This is a genomic window from Neorhizobium sp. S3-V5DH, assembly GCF_004343065.1.
In the GTDB taxonomy this organism is placed as follows: domain Bacteria; phylum Pseudomonadota; class Alphaproteobacteria; order Rhizobiales; family Rhizobiaceae; genus Neorhizobium; species Neorhizobium huautlense.
In genome coordinates, this window is the sequence record NZ_SMCL01000019.1 from 78,134 (window position 1) to 93,634 (window position 15,501).

The 15,501-nt window shown below is 59.9% G+C and carries 12 protein-coding genes; 5 read left to right on the forward strand and 7 right to left on the reverse strand.

What is annotated here, in order from left to right:
* The first annotated feature begins 36 nt into the window (after nt 1–36).
* A complete protein-coding gene (locus EDE09_RS21655; protein ID WP_112798084.1) occupies nt 37–732 on the forward strand; it encodes a DUF502 domain-containing protein in 696 nt (231 codons plus the stop codon).
* Nucleotide 733: 1 nt separating this feature from the next.
* On the opposite strand, the gene recG is transcribed toward EDE09_RS21655, so the two are convergent.
* On the reverse strand, nt 734–2,842 hold the full coding sequence (gene recG, locus EDE09_RS21660; RefSeq protein WP_132412877.1) for an ATP-dependent DNA helicase RecG: 2,109 nt from the start codon (nt 2,840–2,842) through the stop codon (nt 734–736).
* 90 nt (nt 2,843–2,932) lie between these two features.
* On the opposite strand from recG, the gene EDE09_RS21665 reads away from it, so the two are divergent.
* Nucleotides 2,933–3,262, forward strand: coding sequence for a succinate dehydrogenase assembly factor 2 (locus EDE09_RS21665; protein ID WP_112798080.1), 330 nt, complete (start codon nt 2,933–2,935; stop codon nt 3,260–3,262).
* Entirely contained in the window at nt 3,259–6,765 is a 3,507-nt protein-coding gene (gene mfd / locus EDE09_RS21670; protein WP_132412879.1) for a transcription-repair coupling factor, read from the forward strand. The genes EDE09_RS21665 and mfd overlap by 4 nt, the downstream gene beginning before the upstream one ends.
* An 82-nt stretch (nt 6,766–6,847) precedes the next feature.
* Here mfd and EDE09_RS21675 read toward each other — a convergent pair whose 3' ends face one another.
* Both EDE09_RS21675 and EDE09_RS21680 read right to left on the reverse strand, forming a co-directional pair.
* The gene (locus EDE09_RS21675) at nt 6,848–7,519 is read right to left on the reverse strand and encodes a DsbA family oxidoreductase (protein WP_132412881.1); all 672 of its coding nucleotides are present in this window, start codon (nt 7,517–7,519) and stop codon (nt 6,848–6,850) included.
* Nucleotides 7,520–7,554: 35 nt separating this feature from the next.
* A complete protein-coding gene (locus EDE09_RS21680; RefSeq protein ID WP_165924256.1) occupies nt 7,555–9,360 on the reverse strand; it encodes an extracellular solute-binding protein in 1,806 nt (601 codons plus the stop codon).
* 288 nt (nt 9,361–9,648) lie between these two features.
* Between EDE09_RS21680 and EDE09_RS21685 the strand changes: the two genes are divergently transcribed.
* The gene (locus tag EDE09_RS21685) at nt 9,649–10,302 is read left to right on the forward strand and encodes an invasion associated locus B family protein (protein WP_105373785.1); all 654 of its coding nucleotides are present in this window, start codon (nt 9,649–9,651) and stop codon (nt 10,300–10,302) included.
* 102 nt (nt 10,303–10,404) lie between these two features.
* Here EDE09_RS21685 and hspQ read toward each other — a convergent pair whose 3' ends face one another.
* The 3 genes from hspQ to EDE09_RS21700 all read right to left on the reverse strand — a co-directional run bounded on the left by hspQ (nt 10,405) and on the right by EDE09_RS21700 (nt 12,845).
* A complete protein-coding gene (gene hspQ, locus EDE09_RS21690) occupies nt 10,405–10,734 on the reverse strand; it encodes a heat shock protein HspQ (protein ID WP_105373784.1) in 330 nt (109 codons plus the stop codon).
* 305 nt (nt 10,735–11,039) lie between these two features.
* Nucleotides 11,040–12,449 (reverse strand): type I glutamate--ammonia ligase, encoded by a 1,410-nt coding sequence (gene glnA / locus EDE09_RS21695; protein WP_105373783.1) that lies wholly within the window; start codon nt 12,447–12,449, stop codon nt 11,040–11,042.
* A gap of 57 nt (nt 12,450–12,506) precedes the next feature.
* Entirely contained in the window at nt 12,507–12,845 is a 339-nt protein-coding gene (locus EDE09_RS21700) for a P-II family nitrogen regulator (protein ID WP_003515720.1), read from the reverse strand.
* Nucleotides 12,846–13,187: 342 nt separating this feature from the next.
* Between EDE09_RS21700 and EDE09_RS21705 the strand changes: the two genes are divergently transcribed.
* Nucleotides 13,188–14,669: an NAD(P)H-hydrate dehydratase gene (locus tag EDE09_RS21705; protein WP_132412885.1), complete on the forward strand. Its 1,482-nt coding sequence runs from the start codon at nt 13,188–13,190 to the stop codon at nt 14,667–14,669.
* On the opposite strand, the gene EDE09_RS21710 is transcribed toward EDE09_RS21705, so the two are convergent.
* Complete coding sequence (locus tag EDE09_RS21710) at nt 14,659–15,477, reverse strand: DUF72 domain-containing protein (protein ID WP_132412887.1); 819 nt, start codon at nt 15,475–15,477, stop codon at nt 14,659–14,661. The genes EDE09_RS21705 and EDE09_RS21710 overlap by 11 nt on opposite strands.
* Nucleotides 15,478–15,501 lie beyond the last annotated feature (24 nt).

The window sequence follows — 15,501 nt, forward strand, 5'->3', positions numbered from 1 at the left end:
AATGCGGCAGTGCTTTAGGTGATTCAAGGAAGCGGAATGAGCGACAGTCCAGAGCGAATATCGCTGGCCGGCCGCCTCCGGAACAACTTCCTGACCGGGCTCATCATCTGCGCGCCTCTGGCCATTACCATCTGGCTGACCTTCGCCTTTATCGACTGGGCCGATAGCTGGGTCACGCCCTACATTCCGCAACGCTACGACCCGCAATACTATTTCAACATCACCATTCCCGGCACCGGGCTGGTGATGGCGGTGGTCCTGATTACCATTATCGGTTTTCTCGGCAAAAACCTGATCGGCCGCTCCATCGTCAATTTCGGCGAATCGATCCTGCATCGCATGCCGCTAGTCCGCACCATCTACAGGAGCGTCAAACAGATCCTGGAGACCGTGCTGAAGGAACAGTCCACCTCCTTCAAGAAATGCGGACTGATCGAGTTTCCCAGTCCCGGCATGTGGGCGCTGGTCTTCATTTCCGGGGATGCGCAGGGCGAGATCGCGGCGAAGCTCAATGCGGACGGCGAGGAAATGGTCGGGGTCTTCCTGCCGCCGACGCCGGTGCCGACAGCGGGCTTTCTGATGTTTGTCCCGCGAAGCAAGGTCATCATGCTGGACATGACGCCGGAAGAGGGCGCCAAGCTCCTGATTTCCGGCGGCCTGATTGCGCCGGACTACAGGCCGAGTGCCGGAGCGCCGACTGCGGTTTTGCCGCCGCCCGTCGTTCAGGGGTGAATTATCCGGCTCTCAGGAAGCGGATCGCCTCGTCGCGGCGGTGGAGGTAGAGTAGCACGCGCATATTCTGCCCACGCTCGCTGGTGAGCTCCGGGTCCCGTTCCAGCAGATAGGTTGCGTCCTTGCGGGCGATGTCCAATAGGTCGGCGTGCGCTTCGAGGCTCGCAATGCGAAAACCGGGCGTGCCGGATTGCCGCGTACCGAGAAGCTCTCCCTCGCCACGCAGGCGCAGATCCTCTTCCGCAATCAGAAACCCATCTTCGCTGTCGCGCAATATCGACAGCCGTGCGCGGCCGGTCTCGCTTAAGGGACCCTTGTAGAGAAGGATGCAGGTCGATGCGTCGTCGCCGCGCCCGACCCGGCCGCGAAGCTGGTGGAGCTGGGCAAGTCCGAAACGTTCGGCATGCTCGATCACCATGATGGTCGCATCCGGAACGTCGACGCCGACTTCCACCACCGTCGTCGCCACCAGCAACCGCAGTTCGCCGTTCTTGAAGGCACTCATGACCGCATCTTTTTCCGGTCCGCTCATGCGTCCGTGCACCAGACCGACATTGTCGCGGCCAAGTTCCTGCGCCAGCACCTGATAACGTTCCTCCGCCGACATCAGGTCTGAAACGTCCGATTCTTCAACGAGCGGGCAGATCCAGTAGCCTTTCTTTCCGTCGGCGATCGCCGTTCTAAGGCGGGAAACGATCTCCCCGATGCGCTCCGTAGGAATGGTAACCGTCTGGATAGGTTTTCGGCCGGCTGGCTTTTCGGTCAGCTTGGAGACATCCATGTCGCCAAAGGCGGCGAGCACCAGTGTGCGCGGGATGGGCGTCGCGGTCATCACCAGCATATGCGGCGAGATGCCCTTGGCGGTCAGGCGCAGGCGCTGATGAACACCGAAGCGATGCTGTTCGTCCACAACGGCCAGCAACAAATTATGATAGCTGATCGCATCTTGAAAAAGGGCATGGGTGCCGATGACGATCTGGGCTTCGCCGGATGCGATGCGTTCGACGATCTGATCGCGTTCGCGGCCCTTCGTTCGACCTGTCAGCACTTCGACGGTCACGCCTGCGGCGCCTGCAAGCCTCGAGATGGTAGAAAAATGCTGGCGCGCGAGGATTTCCGTCGGCGCCATCAGAACCGCCTGGCCGCCGGCCTCGACGGCAGCCGCCATGGCCAGCAGGGCGACCAGCGTCTTGCCGGCACCGACATCGCCTTGCAGCAGCCTCAGCATGCGGTCCTCGCCCGCCATGTCCTTCAGAATATCGTCAACCGCCTTCTTCTGGCTCGGGGTGAGCGAGAAAGGCAGGTGGGCTATGATCTCTGCCGCCAGATCACCCTTCACGCGGATCGGTTGACCGGGCACTTTGCGGATGCGTTGCCTGACGAGAGCAAGCGACACCTGACCCGCCAGGAATTCGTCATAGGCAAGCCGCCGGCGGGCGGGTGATTGTGATTCGACATCCGTCTCGTCGCGCGGATCGTGCAGCCTTTGGAAGGAATCCGTAACGGAAGGAAAGCCCTGACGTAACGCCAGATTGACGTCCACCCATTCCGGCAGGATCGGCAGGCGCGCGAGCGCCCCGTCGATGGCTTTGCGCAAGAGCTTCGGGGAAAGGCCTGCCGTCAGCGGATAAACGGGTTCGATCAGCGGCAGGTTCTCGGCTTCCGAAGATTTCACGATGAAGTCCGGATGCACCATGGATGGCCGGCCGTTGAACCAGTCGACCTTGCCGCTCACCATGACCGTCTCGTCGATCGGCAGGGATTTCTCCAGCCAGTTGCCCTTGGCGCGGAAGAATGTCAGCGCCAGCTCGCCGGTATCATCGTGCAGAAAAACGCGGTAGGGCAGGTTGGGTTTGCCCCTTGGCGGCGGTTGGTGCCGGTCGACACGACCTTCGATCGTCACGATTGCGCCTTGCGGCGCAAGGGCGATTCCCGGCCGATTGCGCCGGTCGATCAATGAATGGGGGGCATGGAAGAGCAGGTCGACGACACGGCAGTCGTCCGCGTCCTCTCGGCCTGTCACGCGGGCGATCAGGTCTGCAAGCTTCGGCCCTACGCCCGCAAGCGAGGCGACCGGTGAGAAGAGCGGATCGAGGACGGCAGGACGCATGGCGCGCAAAATGCGATGAATTTTAGCCGTTTGGCAAGGTGACGAGGCTGTATTTCCGTCCTATATGAACCGCGGAACAAGGACACCGATATGACAGGACTATCGCGCACCAGCGCGGATCTCGACCCGCGCCGCCGCCGCATCCTTTATCGCTGCTGGCATCGCGGCATCCGCGAAATGGACCTCGTTTTCGGAAGCTTTGCGGAGGCCGAGATCGCCCGGCTGTCGGAGGAAGAACTCGACGAATTCGAGACGATCATGGGCGAAGACGATCATGATCTGCATGCCTGGATCACAGGAGCCAAGCCGCTGCCGGAGCACAGGCAGACGCCGCTTTTTGCTCGGGTTGCGGCCTATAAGCCTGATTTTGATCCTGTCACCAAAGCTTCGCTCGAAGCAAGGCGCGGGCCGACGCAATGATTCCAGGATTTGATGCGAAGAAAATAGCGGCGGCGCAGGCTCCGCTGAGCATCGGCAATGTGCCTCCCGGCATGGAGCCGCTGGTGCTGGCCGAACTGGCAAGGGCGGGCCAGCCCGTAGCCTATATCATGTCCGACGGCCAGCGCATGCCCGATCTCGAGCAGATGCTGTCATTCGTCGCGCCGGAAATTCCGGTGCTCACGCTGCCTGCCTGGGACTGTTTGCCTTACGACCGGGTTTCACCAAGCGCGGATGTCTCCGCCCGCAGACTTGCGGCCCTTTCTGGTCTGATCTCGCATCGCAAGAAGCCTCATGCCGCGATCGTACTGGTGACGGTCAATGCGATGCTGCAGAAGATCGCTCCCTCGGAGATTATCGAGAGCCTTGCCTTTTCGGCGAGGCCTGGCAATCAGATCCGCATGGACGACATTGCTGCTCGGTTGGAGCGCAACGGCTTCGAGCGCGTTGCGACCGTGCGCGAAGTGGGCGAATTCGCCGTTCGCGGCGGCATTCTGGACGTCTTCGTGCCGGGCACGGAAGAGCCTGTGCGGCTGGATTTCTTCGGGGATACGTTGGAATCGATTCGTTCATTCGACCCTGCCAGCCAGCGGACCACCGGCCAGACCCGTTCTCTCGATCTCAATCCCATGAGCGAGGTGACGCTGACGCCGGACACGATCAGCCGCTTCCGGAAGAACTACCTCTCCCTTTTCGGCGCAGCCACTCGCGACGATGCGCTCTATCAGGCGGTCTCGGAAGGACGGCGTTATGCCGGCATGGAGCATTGGCTGCCTCTCTTTTACGAGAGGCTCGAGACGGCCTTCGACTATCTCCACGGTTTTCGCATCGTTACCGATCACACGGCCAAAGAGGCTGCGAACGAGCGTTCCAAGCTTGTCCTCGACTATTACGACGCGCGGCGCGACAGCGGGACGCAGGGCAAGGGAGCCGCGGCGCAGGCCGCGCCTTACAAGCCGGTTTCTCCCGGCCAGCTCTACCTCGACGGCAAGGCTTTCGCCTCTGCTCTCGCTGCGGTCAACGCGCTGCGGCTTACGCCATTCAATGAAGCGGACACTGAAGGTCGCCGGGTGGTGACGCTCGATGCGCATGCCGGGCCGCGCTGGGCCAAATCGCAGACCGAGGACAAGGAGCGAGACGAGCGCATCAATGTGTTCGACCTGGTCGTCAAGCATATTGCCGACAAGCGGGCGGCCGGCATCAAGGTGCTGGTGACGGGCTGGTCGGCCGGTTCGCTCGATCGTCTGTTGCAGGTGCTCGACGAGCGCGGCCTGAAGCGTATCAAACAGATCGAGAAGCTCTCCGATCTCGATACACTCGAAAAAGGTGAAGCGGCCTCGGCAGTGCTAAGCCTGGAGGCGGGCTTCGAAACCGACAAGATCGCCGTCATCGGCGAGCAGGATATCCTCGGCGACCGCATGGTCCGCCGCGGCAAACGCCGCAAGCGCGGAGCGGATTTCCTGACGGAAGTGGCGGGCCTCGACGAAGGTTCGCTGGTCGTCCACGCAGAACACGGCATCGGCCGCTTCGTCGGCCTCGTGACCATCGAGGCAGCCGGCGCGCCGCGGGCATGCCTGGAACTGCACTATGCCGATCAGGCTAAGCTCTTCCTGCCTGTCGAAAATATCGATCTCTTGTCGCGCTATGGTTCGGATGCCGCCGAAGCGCAATTGGACAAGCTCGGCGGCGGCGCCTGGCAGGCCCGCAAGGCCAAGCTCAAGAAGCGCCTGCTGGACATGGCGGATGCGCTTATCCGCATTGCCGCGACCCGCATCACCCGCCGTGCGCCTGTATTGACCACGCCGGAAGGGCTCTACGACGAATTCGCCGCACGTTTTCCCTACGACGAGACGGACGACCAGGCGAATGCCATCGACGCCGTGCGGGACGACCTGGGAGCGGGCCGGCCGATGGATCGTCTGGTTTGCGGGGATGTGGGATTTGGTAAAACCGAGGTTGCGCTGCGGGCGGCGTTTTTTGCGGCGATGAACGGCGCGCAGGTCGCAGTCGTCGTGCCGACCACGCTGCTTGCCCGCCAGCACTACAAGACCTTCCGCGACCGTTTTCGCGGCTTGCCGATCACCGTTGCCCAGGCATCCCGTCTCGTATCTGCCAAGGAACTGGCGGAAACCAAGAAAGCTCTGACCGAGGGCAAGGTGGATATCGTAGTCGGCACCCACGCACTGCTCGGCGCCGGCATCAAGTTCGCCAATCTCAGCCTGCTGATCATCGACGAAGAGCAGCATTTCGGCGTCAAGCACAAGGAGCGGCTGAAGGAGCTAAAGAGCGACGTGCATGTTCTGACGCTCTCGGCGACGCCTATCCCTCGCACGCTGCAGCTTGCTATGACGGGTGTTCGCGAACTTTCGCTCATCACCACCCCGCCGGTCGACCGCATGGCGGTCCGCACCTTCATCTCGCCCTTCGATCCGCTCGTCATCCGCGAGACGCTGATGCGCGAGCATTACCGCGGCGGCCAAAGTTTCTATGTCTGTCCCCGGGTCGCCGATCTGCCGGAGATTCAAGCTTTCCTTCAGTCGGACGTTCCGGAGCTGAAGGTGGCCGTCGCCCATGGTCAGATGCCGGCCGGTGAGCTTGAAGACATCATGAATGCCTTCTACGACGGCAAGTACGACGTGCTTCTCTCGACGACCATCGTCGAATCCGGTCTCGACGTGCCGACCGCCAATACGCTGGTGGTGCATCGCGCCGACATGTTCGGACTGGCGCAGCTCTATCAGCTTCGCGGCCGCGTTGGCCGCTCCAAGGTGCGCGCCTTCGCGCTGTTCACCCTGCCGGTCAACAAGCCGCTCACGACGACGGCGGAACGTCGCCTGAAAGTGCTGCAGTCGCTCGACACTCTCGGGGCCGGATTCCAGCTTGCAAGCCACGACCTTGATATCCGCGGCGCCGGAAACCTGCTCGGCGAAGAACAATCCGGTCATATCAAGGAAGTCGGTTTCGAGCTCTACCAGCAGATGCTGGAGGAGGCGGTGGCGGAAGTGAAGGGCGACGACGAGATCGTCGATACCGGCTGGTCACCGCAGATTTCCGCTGGCATCACTGTGATGATCCCGGAATCTTATGTGCCGGATCTGCATCTGCGCATGGGGCTCTATCGCCGTCTTGGTGAGGTCTCCGAACTCTCCGAGATCGACGGTTTCGGCGCGGAAATGGTGGATCGTTTCGGCCCGATGCCGCCGGAGGTGCAGAACCTTCTGAAGGTCGTCTACATCAAGTCCCTTTGCCGGAAGGCAAATGTCGAGAAGCTGGAGGCAGGGCCGAAGGGCGTGGTCGTTACCTTCCGCGACAAGCAGTTCCCGAATCCTGCAGCGCTCGTGGGATATATCGCCAAGCAGGGAACGCTCGCGAAGATTCGGCCGGATCAGAGTGTATTCCTGACGCGGGAGCTTCCCACGCCGGAAAAAAGGCTGACGGCTGCAGCGCAGGTGATGACACAATTCGCGGAGCTGGCGAAAGCCTGATCCTGCACGTTACGAATGGATCGGGTGTCGCGGGTATCGGGCCTTGCGAGCCCCTTTGGTCTGCGGGCGAGGGGACCCTGGATCAAATCATGCCTTTGCGGGCATCGGCCTTGAGCTTGGCAATCTCGCGCAAGGCGTTGACGAAGACATCCGGTGTCTGCGCCCCGCTCACCGCATATTGTCCGTCGATGATGAAAAAAGGAACGCCGGTGACGCCCATCTTCTGGGCCGCGTCGATCTCGGAAAGAACCGTGTCCTTGTCCGCATCCGTCGCCAGAAGGTTTTCGATCACCTTTCGGTCAAGGCCAGATTGCTCGGCAATATCTGCCAGCACTGCGGGATCGCCGACATTTCGTCCTTCCTCGAAATTTGCCTTGAAGAGGGCTGTTGCGACCTTGTCCTGAACTTCGCGCCCCTCGGTCATCGCCCAATGCAGCATCCGATGTGCATCGAGCGTATTCGGCCCGATCTTGATTGCCTCGAAATTGTAGCGGATGCCAACGTCCTCGCCGAGCTTTTGCAGCATGGCATGGGCGCGATCCACCGCGTCCTTACCCCCAAGCTTGCGGGCCAGATCGCTCTGGTGATCGACGCCTTCCGGCGGATGGTCCGGATTGAGCCGATAGGGGCGCCAGTTGATGTCCACCCCGATCTCGTCCTGCACTTCGGCGATGGCGAGCTCCAGCCGCGCCTTTCCCAGATAGCACCAGGGGCAAACGACGTCCGAAACGATGTCTATGGTCACGCGCTCCATGACGGGCTTCCTTTACTTGATCGACCTGAATTCGGCTATTGCGCCCGTTTGTCCCACCAGGTGTTGAGCTGGTAGCCATAAAGCGGCAGTTTCTCCGGATAGCTGATGTAGCTGCGGCGCGCCAGCCATTGCTCCGGTATGTGATAAAGCGGCACCATGTAGTGACCGGAAATCAGCAACCGATCATAGGCGCGCACCGCCGCTTCGAAATCCTCCTTGCTACGGGCGGAGAGGATGGACCCGATGAGCTTGTCGACATCCGGGTCGGCGACGCCAGCGAAATTGAAGCTGCCCGGCCGGTCGCGCGAAGAGGATCCCCAGCGGCCAACCTGCTCGATGCCGGGTGACAGCGTCGACGGATAGGATTTGACGATCATGTCGTAGTCGAAACTGCCGGAGCGGGCCTGGTACTGTGCGTCGTCGACAGTGCGGATCGCCATGTCGACGCCGATCATCTTCAGCGTGCGCTGATAGGCGATCGCCAGCTTTTCCTGGTCCTGGGTCTGCGTCATCACCTCGAAGACGAGCGGTTTTCCGTTGGCATCGGACATCTTGCCGTTCTTGATCGTGTAGCCGCCTTTTTTCAGAAGGTCGACAGCGTCTCTCATCACCTTCCGATCGGCGCCGGAGCCGTCTGTTTTCGGCAGGCGATAGGTGCCGTCGAGAACCGCAGGTTCGATCCTCTCCTTGGCCGGTCCGAGAATGGCAAGTTCGCGCTCATCTGCCGGTCTGCTGAGAGAAGAGAGCGGCGAGTCCTGCCAATAGCTTTCCGTACGGGTATAGGCGCCTTCGAAGAGGTTTTTGTTGGCCCATTCGAAATCCAGGGCCAGCGACAGGCCGGCACGGACGTTGACGTCGGCAAAGACTGGACGACGGGTGTTGAACACGAAGCCGAGCATGCCCGTTGGAAGCTGCGGCTTGAAGGCGTCTTTTATGACTTCGCCTTTCTGTACAGCGGGAAAGTCATAAGCACGAGCCCAGTGAGTCGGGCTGCCTTCCAGATAGACATCGATCACACCCTTCTTGAAGGCTTCGAAGAGAGTGTTTTCCTGCAGGAAATATTCTACCGAGATCTGATCGTAGTTATCGAAGCCGATCTTCGAGGGAATGTCCTTGCCCCAATAATCCCGATTTCGCTCATAAACGATGCGTTCGCCGGGTGACACGGATTTGACGAGATAGGGGCCCGAGCCCACAGGGGGCTTCAAAGTCGACTGGTCGAAAGTCGTAGGATCGATGACGTGTTTCGGCAGGATTGGGGTGGAGGTAGCGAGGATGAGCGGGAACTCGCGGTCAGCCTTGTCGTTGAAGGTAAAACGTACGCTGCGTTCGCCCACCTTTTCCATCTTTTCCACGGGCGCAAGCCGGTTGGAAAAGGGAATTCGGCCTTTGTCGCGCAGAATTTCGAACGTGAAGATCACGTCCTCCGGGGTCACCGGCTGGCCGTCCGACCACTTTGCCTTCGGGTTGATGTTGAACTGTATGAAGGTGCGGTCTTCATCCCATTCGACGCTCTCGGCGAGCAGACCATAAAGCGTGAATGGTTCATCGCTGGAACGAGTCATCAGGGGTTCGTAGAGGAGATGCCCGAAGATGGTGTCCCAGAGGCCGCGTGCGGTCGTGCGCATGCTTTTGAGGACGAACGGATTGAGGCTGTCGAATGTGCCGACCACCCCATAGGCCACCCTGCCGCCCTTTTTGACCTCCGGATTGACGTAAGAAAAGTGCTTATAGTCTCGTTGCAGGGCCGGCGATCCGTGCATTGCGATCCCGTGCAGGGGCTCGGCTGTTGCGGGCCCGCCGATCAAAAGGGCCGCGATAAGGGGAACAAAGCGTCGCATCGAGCTCATGGTGGGAGATGTCCTCGCTGATTCGAAGGCAAGATAACGCATACCCCTAGGGGGACCAACCCGGCACCGCCCGCGAAAGATTGAACAGGCGCGTTAACGCCTTGTGAAAAAATACGAAAGAGGGGGCTGGATATCGTGGCCGTCGCGATGTAACAGGTTTGCCGGACGGGCGGGTCATTCAAATGCCTCATTTCGCCGACAGGTGACGGGCAGTAGGACACCCCGAGGGATTTGAACGGCGTCTTGCCGCCCCACGGATTTCAGGAGACGGATCTCGTTATGATGCTTAAGGCAACCCAAGTTCTGCGGACGGCAATGTCCGTTCTCGCTCTCTCGGTTGGCGCAAGTGCGCTGCCGGCTGCAGCCCTTGCACAGGATGCCGCGGCACCTGCCGCCGCCGCTCCGGGTGCACCGCCGCTCGGCTGGTTCAAGACTTGCAGCAAGCAGGATGACAGCGACATCTGCGTCGTGCAGAACATCATCGCCGCCCAGAACGGGCAGTTGGTCACGGCTGTCGGCCTGATCACCGTCGAAGGCAAGGTAAACCGCAAGATCCTGCAGGTTTCGGTTCCGACCGCGCGCCTCGTGCCGCCGGGCGTCATCATGCAGATCGATGGCGGCAAGGGCCAGAAACTGGATTATGTCGTCTGCCTGCCGGATAAATGCACTGCGGAAGTGCCGTTGACGGACGCGATGATCGCCAGCCTCAAGAAGGGTAACGACGTCGTCTTCACGTCAATCAACTTCCGCCGCGCGCCGAACCCGATCAAGGTTTCGCTCTCCGGCTTTACCGGTGTGTTCGATGGCCCGGCAATGCCGCAGGAGCAGATCGCCCAGAGCCAGCGCAGCCTGGAAGAAGGCCTGCAGAAGAAGGCGGAAGAAACCCGCAAGAAGCTGGAAGACGCACAGAACGCGGCCAAGCAGGGCCAGTAACCGTCTTGATGTTCATCTGAGAAAAAGCCGGCAGAGATGCCGGCTTTTTTGTAGGCAGGACGCCGGGAGATGCAGGCGTCTTTTTTTGATTGTCGCCGCCAGTCAGTGGGCCAGGATGACCTTGGGTTTCAGCTGGCCTGATGGACCGCGATCGAAGATCTGGTAGACCTGAGGATTGCGCAAGGGAGTATCGCTCTCGTCATGCTCCAGGTTTTGCTCCGAAACGTATGCGACATATTCCGTCTCGTCGTTTTCGGCGAGCAGGTGATAGAAGGGCTGGTCCTTGTTTGGCCGGATTTCGACCGGAATGGCATTCCACCATTCTTCAGAATTGGCGTATTCCGGATCCACATCGAACACGACGCCCCGAAACGGAAAGACCTTGTGGCGGACCACCTCTCCGATTGTAAACTTAGCGTTGCGTTGTTTCATGGTGCGATGTCCTTTCGCATCCTAATGTGGGAATAGAATTCTCTGACATCAAGAGAGTAATGCGCACCGCCCTTCATTGTTCCAAGGATAGACTTGCGTCATCTGTGGCCGACGGATCTGGAATCGCAAAATTACTTCCTGCGACGGCTGAGCATTCCAAGGTCCGGCAATAATCGAGAATCCTGCCGTCAAACCGGATCGCCGCTATGGCCCCGGTATTCCCTGCCGCTGAGGCGATGCCGCGCCAAAAAAGAACGGCGGGCCTGAGCTCGCCGTTCGAAAACGCCAGTGGCAGAATCGCCGGATCAGGCCGAGTAGTACATGTCGAATTCGACCGGATGCGGGGTCATTTCGAAGCGCATGACTTCCGTCATCTTCAGTTCGATATAGGCGTCGATCTGATCGTCGTCGAACACGCCGCCGGCGGTCAGGAACTTACGGTCGCGGTCGAGGTTTTCGAGCGCTTCGCGCAGTGATCCGCAGACAGTCGGGATCTTCTTGAGCTCCTTCGGCGGTAGATCGTAAAGGTCCTTGTCCATGGCCTTGCCCGGATGGATCTTGTTCTTGATGCCGTCGAGACCGGCCATCAGCATGGCGGCGAAGCCGAGATAGGGGTTTGCCAGCGGATCGGGGAAGCGAACTTCCACCCGCTTCGACTTCGGCCCAGTCCCGAACGGGATGCGGCACGAAGCAGAGCGGTTGCGCGCCGAATAGGCGAGCAGCACCGGCGCTTCATAACCCGGAACGAGACGCTTGTAGGAGTTGGTCGTCGGGTTGGTGAAGGCATTGATTGCCTTGGCATGCTTGATAATGCCGCCGATGTAATAAAGGCAGCTCTCGGAGAGGCCGGCATATTCGTCACCCGCAAAGGTCGGCTTCCCGTCCTTCCAGATCGACTGATGCACGTGCATGCCCGAACCATTGTCGCCAAACACCGGCTTTGGCATGAAGGTCGCGGTCTTGCCATAGGCATTGGCGACCTGATGCACGACGTATTTGTAGATCTGGATCTTATCGGCGTTGCGCACCAGCGTGTCGAATTTGACGCCGAGCTCGTGCTGGGCGGAGGCGACTTCGTGGTGATGCTTTTCGACGACCACGCCCATTTCGGCAAGCACGGTCAGCATTTCGGAGCGCATATCCTGCAGGCTGTCGACCGGCGGAACCGGGAAATAGCCACCCTTGACGCGCGGACGGTGGCCGAGGTTGCCGGTCTCATAGTCGGTATCGTCGTTGGACGGCAATTCCGACGAATCCAGCTTGAATCCGGTGTTATAGGGGTCGGCCTTGTATTTGACGTCGTCGAAGACGAAGAATTCCGGCTCGGGCCCGACGAAGATGGTGTCGCCGATGCCGGATGCCTTCAGGTAGGCTTCAGCCTTCTTGGCAGTTCCGCGCGGGTCGCGGTTATAGGCTTCGCCCGAAATTGGATCGAGAATGTCGCAGAAGATGACCATCGTCGACTGCGCGAAGAAGGGGTCCATATGGACAGTGGCCGGGTCAGGCATGAGTACCATGTCGGACTCGTTGATGGCCTTCCAGCCACCGATCGAGGAACCGTCGAACATGACGCCGTCGGCGAACATGTCCTCATCGACCGACGCAATGTCCATGGTGACGTGCTGCAGCTTGCCGCGCGGGTCGGTAAAGCGCAGGTCCACGAACTTGACGTCGTTTTCCTTGATTTGTTTCATGATTTCGCTTGCGCTCGTCATATGACCTTCCTCGATGTAAGATGACGATTGAGCCCGGGCCGGCGGCCGCGGGGCGGATTAGATGGCGTCTACGCCCGTTTCACCAGTGCGGATACGGATGACCTCCTCCACATTGGAGACGAATATCTTGCCATCCCCGATCCGTCCAGTCTGCGCGGCATTGCGAATCGCTTCGATGACCGCTTCCGCGTTCTCGTCCGCCAGGACAACCTCCACCTTAACCTTCGGCAGGAAGTCAACAACATATTCCGCACCGCGATAGAGTTCCGTATGGCCTTTCTGACGCCCGAAACCTTTTGCCTCGGTGACGGTGATTCCCTGCAAGCCGACCTCTTGAAGGGCTTCCTTCACTTCATCCAGCTTGAAAGGTTTGATGATCGCTTCGATCTTTTTCATGAGAAACTATCTCTCCGCTTCTCGCTTGAAGCAGGCCTTTACCCGCTCGGCCATGCCAATGCAGTTATCGTGCCAAACTCGGAAGGGACTTTCAAAAAAATAATGTGTTTTTGAGCGAAATCCCCGCAGAACGGCGTGTTCCGTGGCCGAAATGCTTCCATTTTTTCTGATTCTTGTGCGGTGCGGTGCAGGAATGAGCGTTTTGTCTCGTTTTTGCGGAATGTAAGCAGATGTAAATAGAAGCGCCGTAGAGATTATTATTTAGGCAAATGCATATTAAATATGCTATCGAGAGCCGACATCGCCGCTTGTTTTCTGACCACGTTTCCATTCAATAGCAGTATGAGCTTTCCCATCGATCATCTACTGCTGACGCCGAACGAAATGACCGCAGCCGACACCGCCGCTGCCCGGTCCGGTATTGTCTCGTTCGATCTGATGGAAAGGGCAGGGCGAGCTGTCGCAGCGTCGGCCCTGCGGAATTTTCCCGGCGCATTGCGCTTCGCCGTCCTGTGTGGGCCGGGCAATAATGGCGGCGACGGCTATGTGGCCGCCCGCGCACTGGTAGAGGCCGGTGCTTCCGTCGATGTCTTCCATCTTGGCGACCCGGAGGGACTGAAGGGAGATGCGCGCCACGCACGCCATCTCTGGAGCGGACCCTCCGAGCCGCTCGAATGCTATCGACCCGAGCAGGGTGACATCGTCGTTGACGCCCTTTTCGGTGCCGGCTTGGCGCGGGACGTACCTGAAGCGGTGCAACTGGTGATCGGCAAGGTGGACGGAGCCAAAGTCCCGGTCCTGGCGGTCGATCTGCCCTCAGGCCTCTGCGGCCGCCGCGGCGTGCCGCTCGGCGCGTCTTTCACAGCCCGACATACGGTCACCTTCATGGCCCGCAAGCCCGGACATCTGCTTTTACCGGGACGGTCACTCTGCGGAGACATCGAAGTCTTCGATATCGGTATTCCGGTTCGGATCATCCGTTCCGTCGCGGGCAGGATCTGCGAAAACAGCCCGCTTCTATGGCGGGATCTGGTTCCGGCGCCGGAAGCGGCAACGCATAAATACCGTCGCGGACATCTGGTTGTCTTTTCCGGGGAGGGGACGAAGACGGGGGCCGCCCGGCTTGCCGCCACAGCGGGCCTGAAAGCCGGGGCCGGACTGGTGACCGTTGGATCGCCCGCCGATGCCTTGCCCGTCAATGCCTCCTCGCTCACTGCCGTCATGCTGCATCAGATCGACGACCTGGACGACCTGCAGAATTGGACGGCTTCGGCAAAACTCTCCGCCTTCGTGCTCGGCCCCGGCTTTGGCGTTGGCGAGAAGGCTCGTCAATTCGTCCTGGCGCTCAAGGATCGACCATTGGTGCTGGATGCCGATGGCATTACGTCCTTTAAAGAACGTCCCTCGGAATTGTTCGATGCGTTTGCCGGGGGTGAAACACGCCTGGTGCTGACGCCGCACGAGGGCGAATTCTCCCGGCTATTTCCCGACCTCGCCCCCGAACAGGATCAGAGCAAGGTCGAGAAGGCCTTAAGAGCGGCCGAGCGCGCTCACGCGGTGATTGTCTACAAGGGGGCGGATACGGTGATAGCGGGCCCGGACGGCCGTGCCTGCATCAACGCCAACGGACCGCCATGGCTGGCGACCGCGGGTTCCGGCGATGTGCTGGCGGGCATGATCGGCGCCCTCTTGGCGCAAGGCATGCCCGCCTTCGAAGCGGCCGCCGCTGGCGTCTACCTCCATGCCGAGGCGGCAAAGCGCGCCGGCAGGGGCATGACGGCTGAAGATCTGGCCGCCAATGCGAGTGTCACACTCACCGGTTAGTTTTGGTTTCCAGAAGTTCGCTCATGGCCATTGCGCCGTAGGGGGCGTTGACTTTGCCTTCATGGATAAAGAAGGCGAAGACGTCGCGCGGCTCCTTCTTCGGCTTGTGGCTTTCGTCGATCAGCGGCAGATCGTCCGGCACGCCGCCTTCCGCCCATATTTCAAGCCGGTGCGCCCACGCCTTCATGTCCTTTTCGGGATAACAGGTCTTGATATCGTCGGACCCTTTCTGCAGCCGGGCATAAACGAAATCGGCGGTCACATCGGCGATCATGGGATAGTCGAAATGGTCGGCACAAACCGGGGCGATATTGTATTTCGTCAGCAGCGCGATGAATTCCGGCACCTTGAATGTGTCGTTGCGGACTTCGACGGCATGGGTCAGCTTCAAGCCATCGAGCTTGTTCGGCAGCAATTTCAGGAAAGCCTCGAAATCCTCGGGCTCGAACTTCTTGGTCGGCGCGAATTGCCACAGCAGCGGCCCGAGATGATCGCCGAGTTCCGTCAGACCCTGGGTCAGGAACTTTTCGATGGACTCTCCGGCCTCCGCTAAAACCTTGCGATTGGTGGTGAAGCGGCTCGCCTTCAGCGAAAAGATGAAACCATCCGGCACTTCGGAAGCCCATTTGGCAAAAGTCTCGGGCTTTTGCGAGCCGTAATAGGTTCCGTTGACCTCGATCACCTTCAGTTTGCTGGCCGCATATTCTAGCTGTTTCTTCTTCGCCAGTTTTTCCGGATAGAACGTGCCTTCCCAAGGCTCGAAGGTCCAGCCGCCGATGCCTGTGCGAATAGTGCCGGCTTTCTTCATGAATTCCCCTCCATGACGCAATAC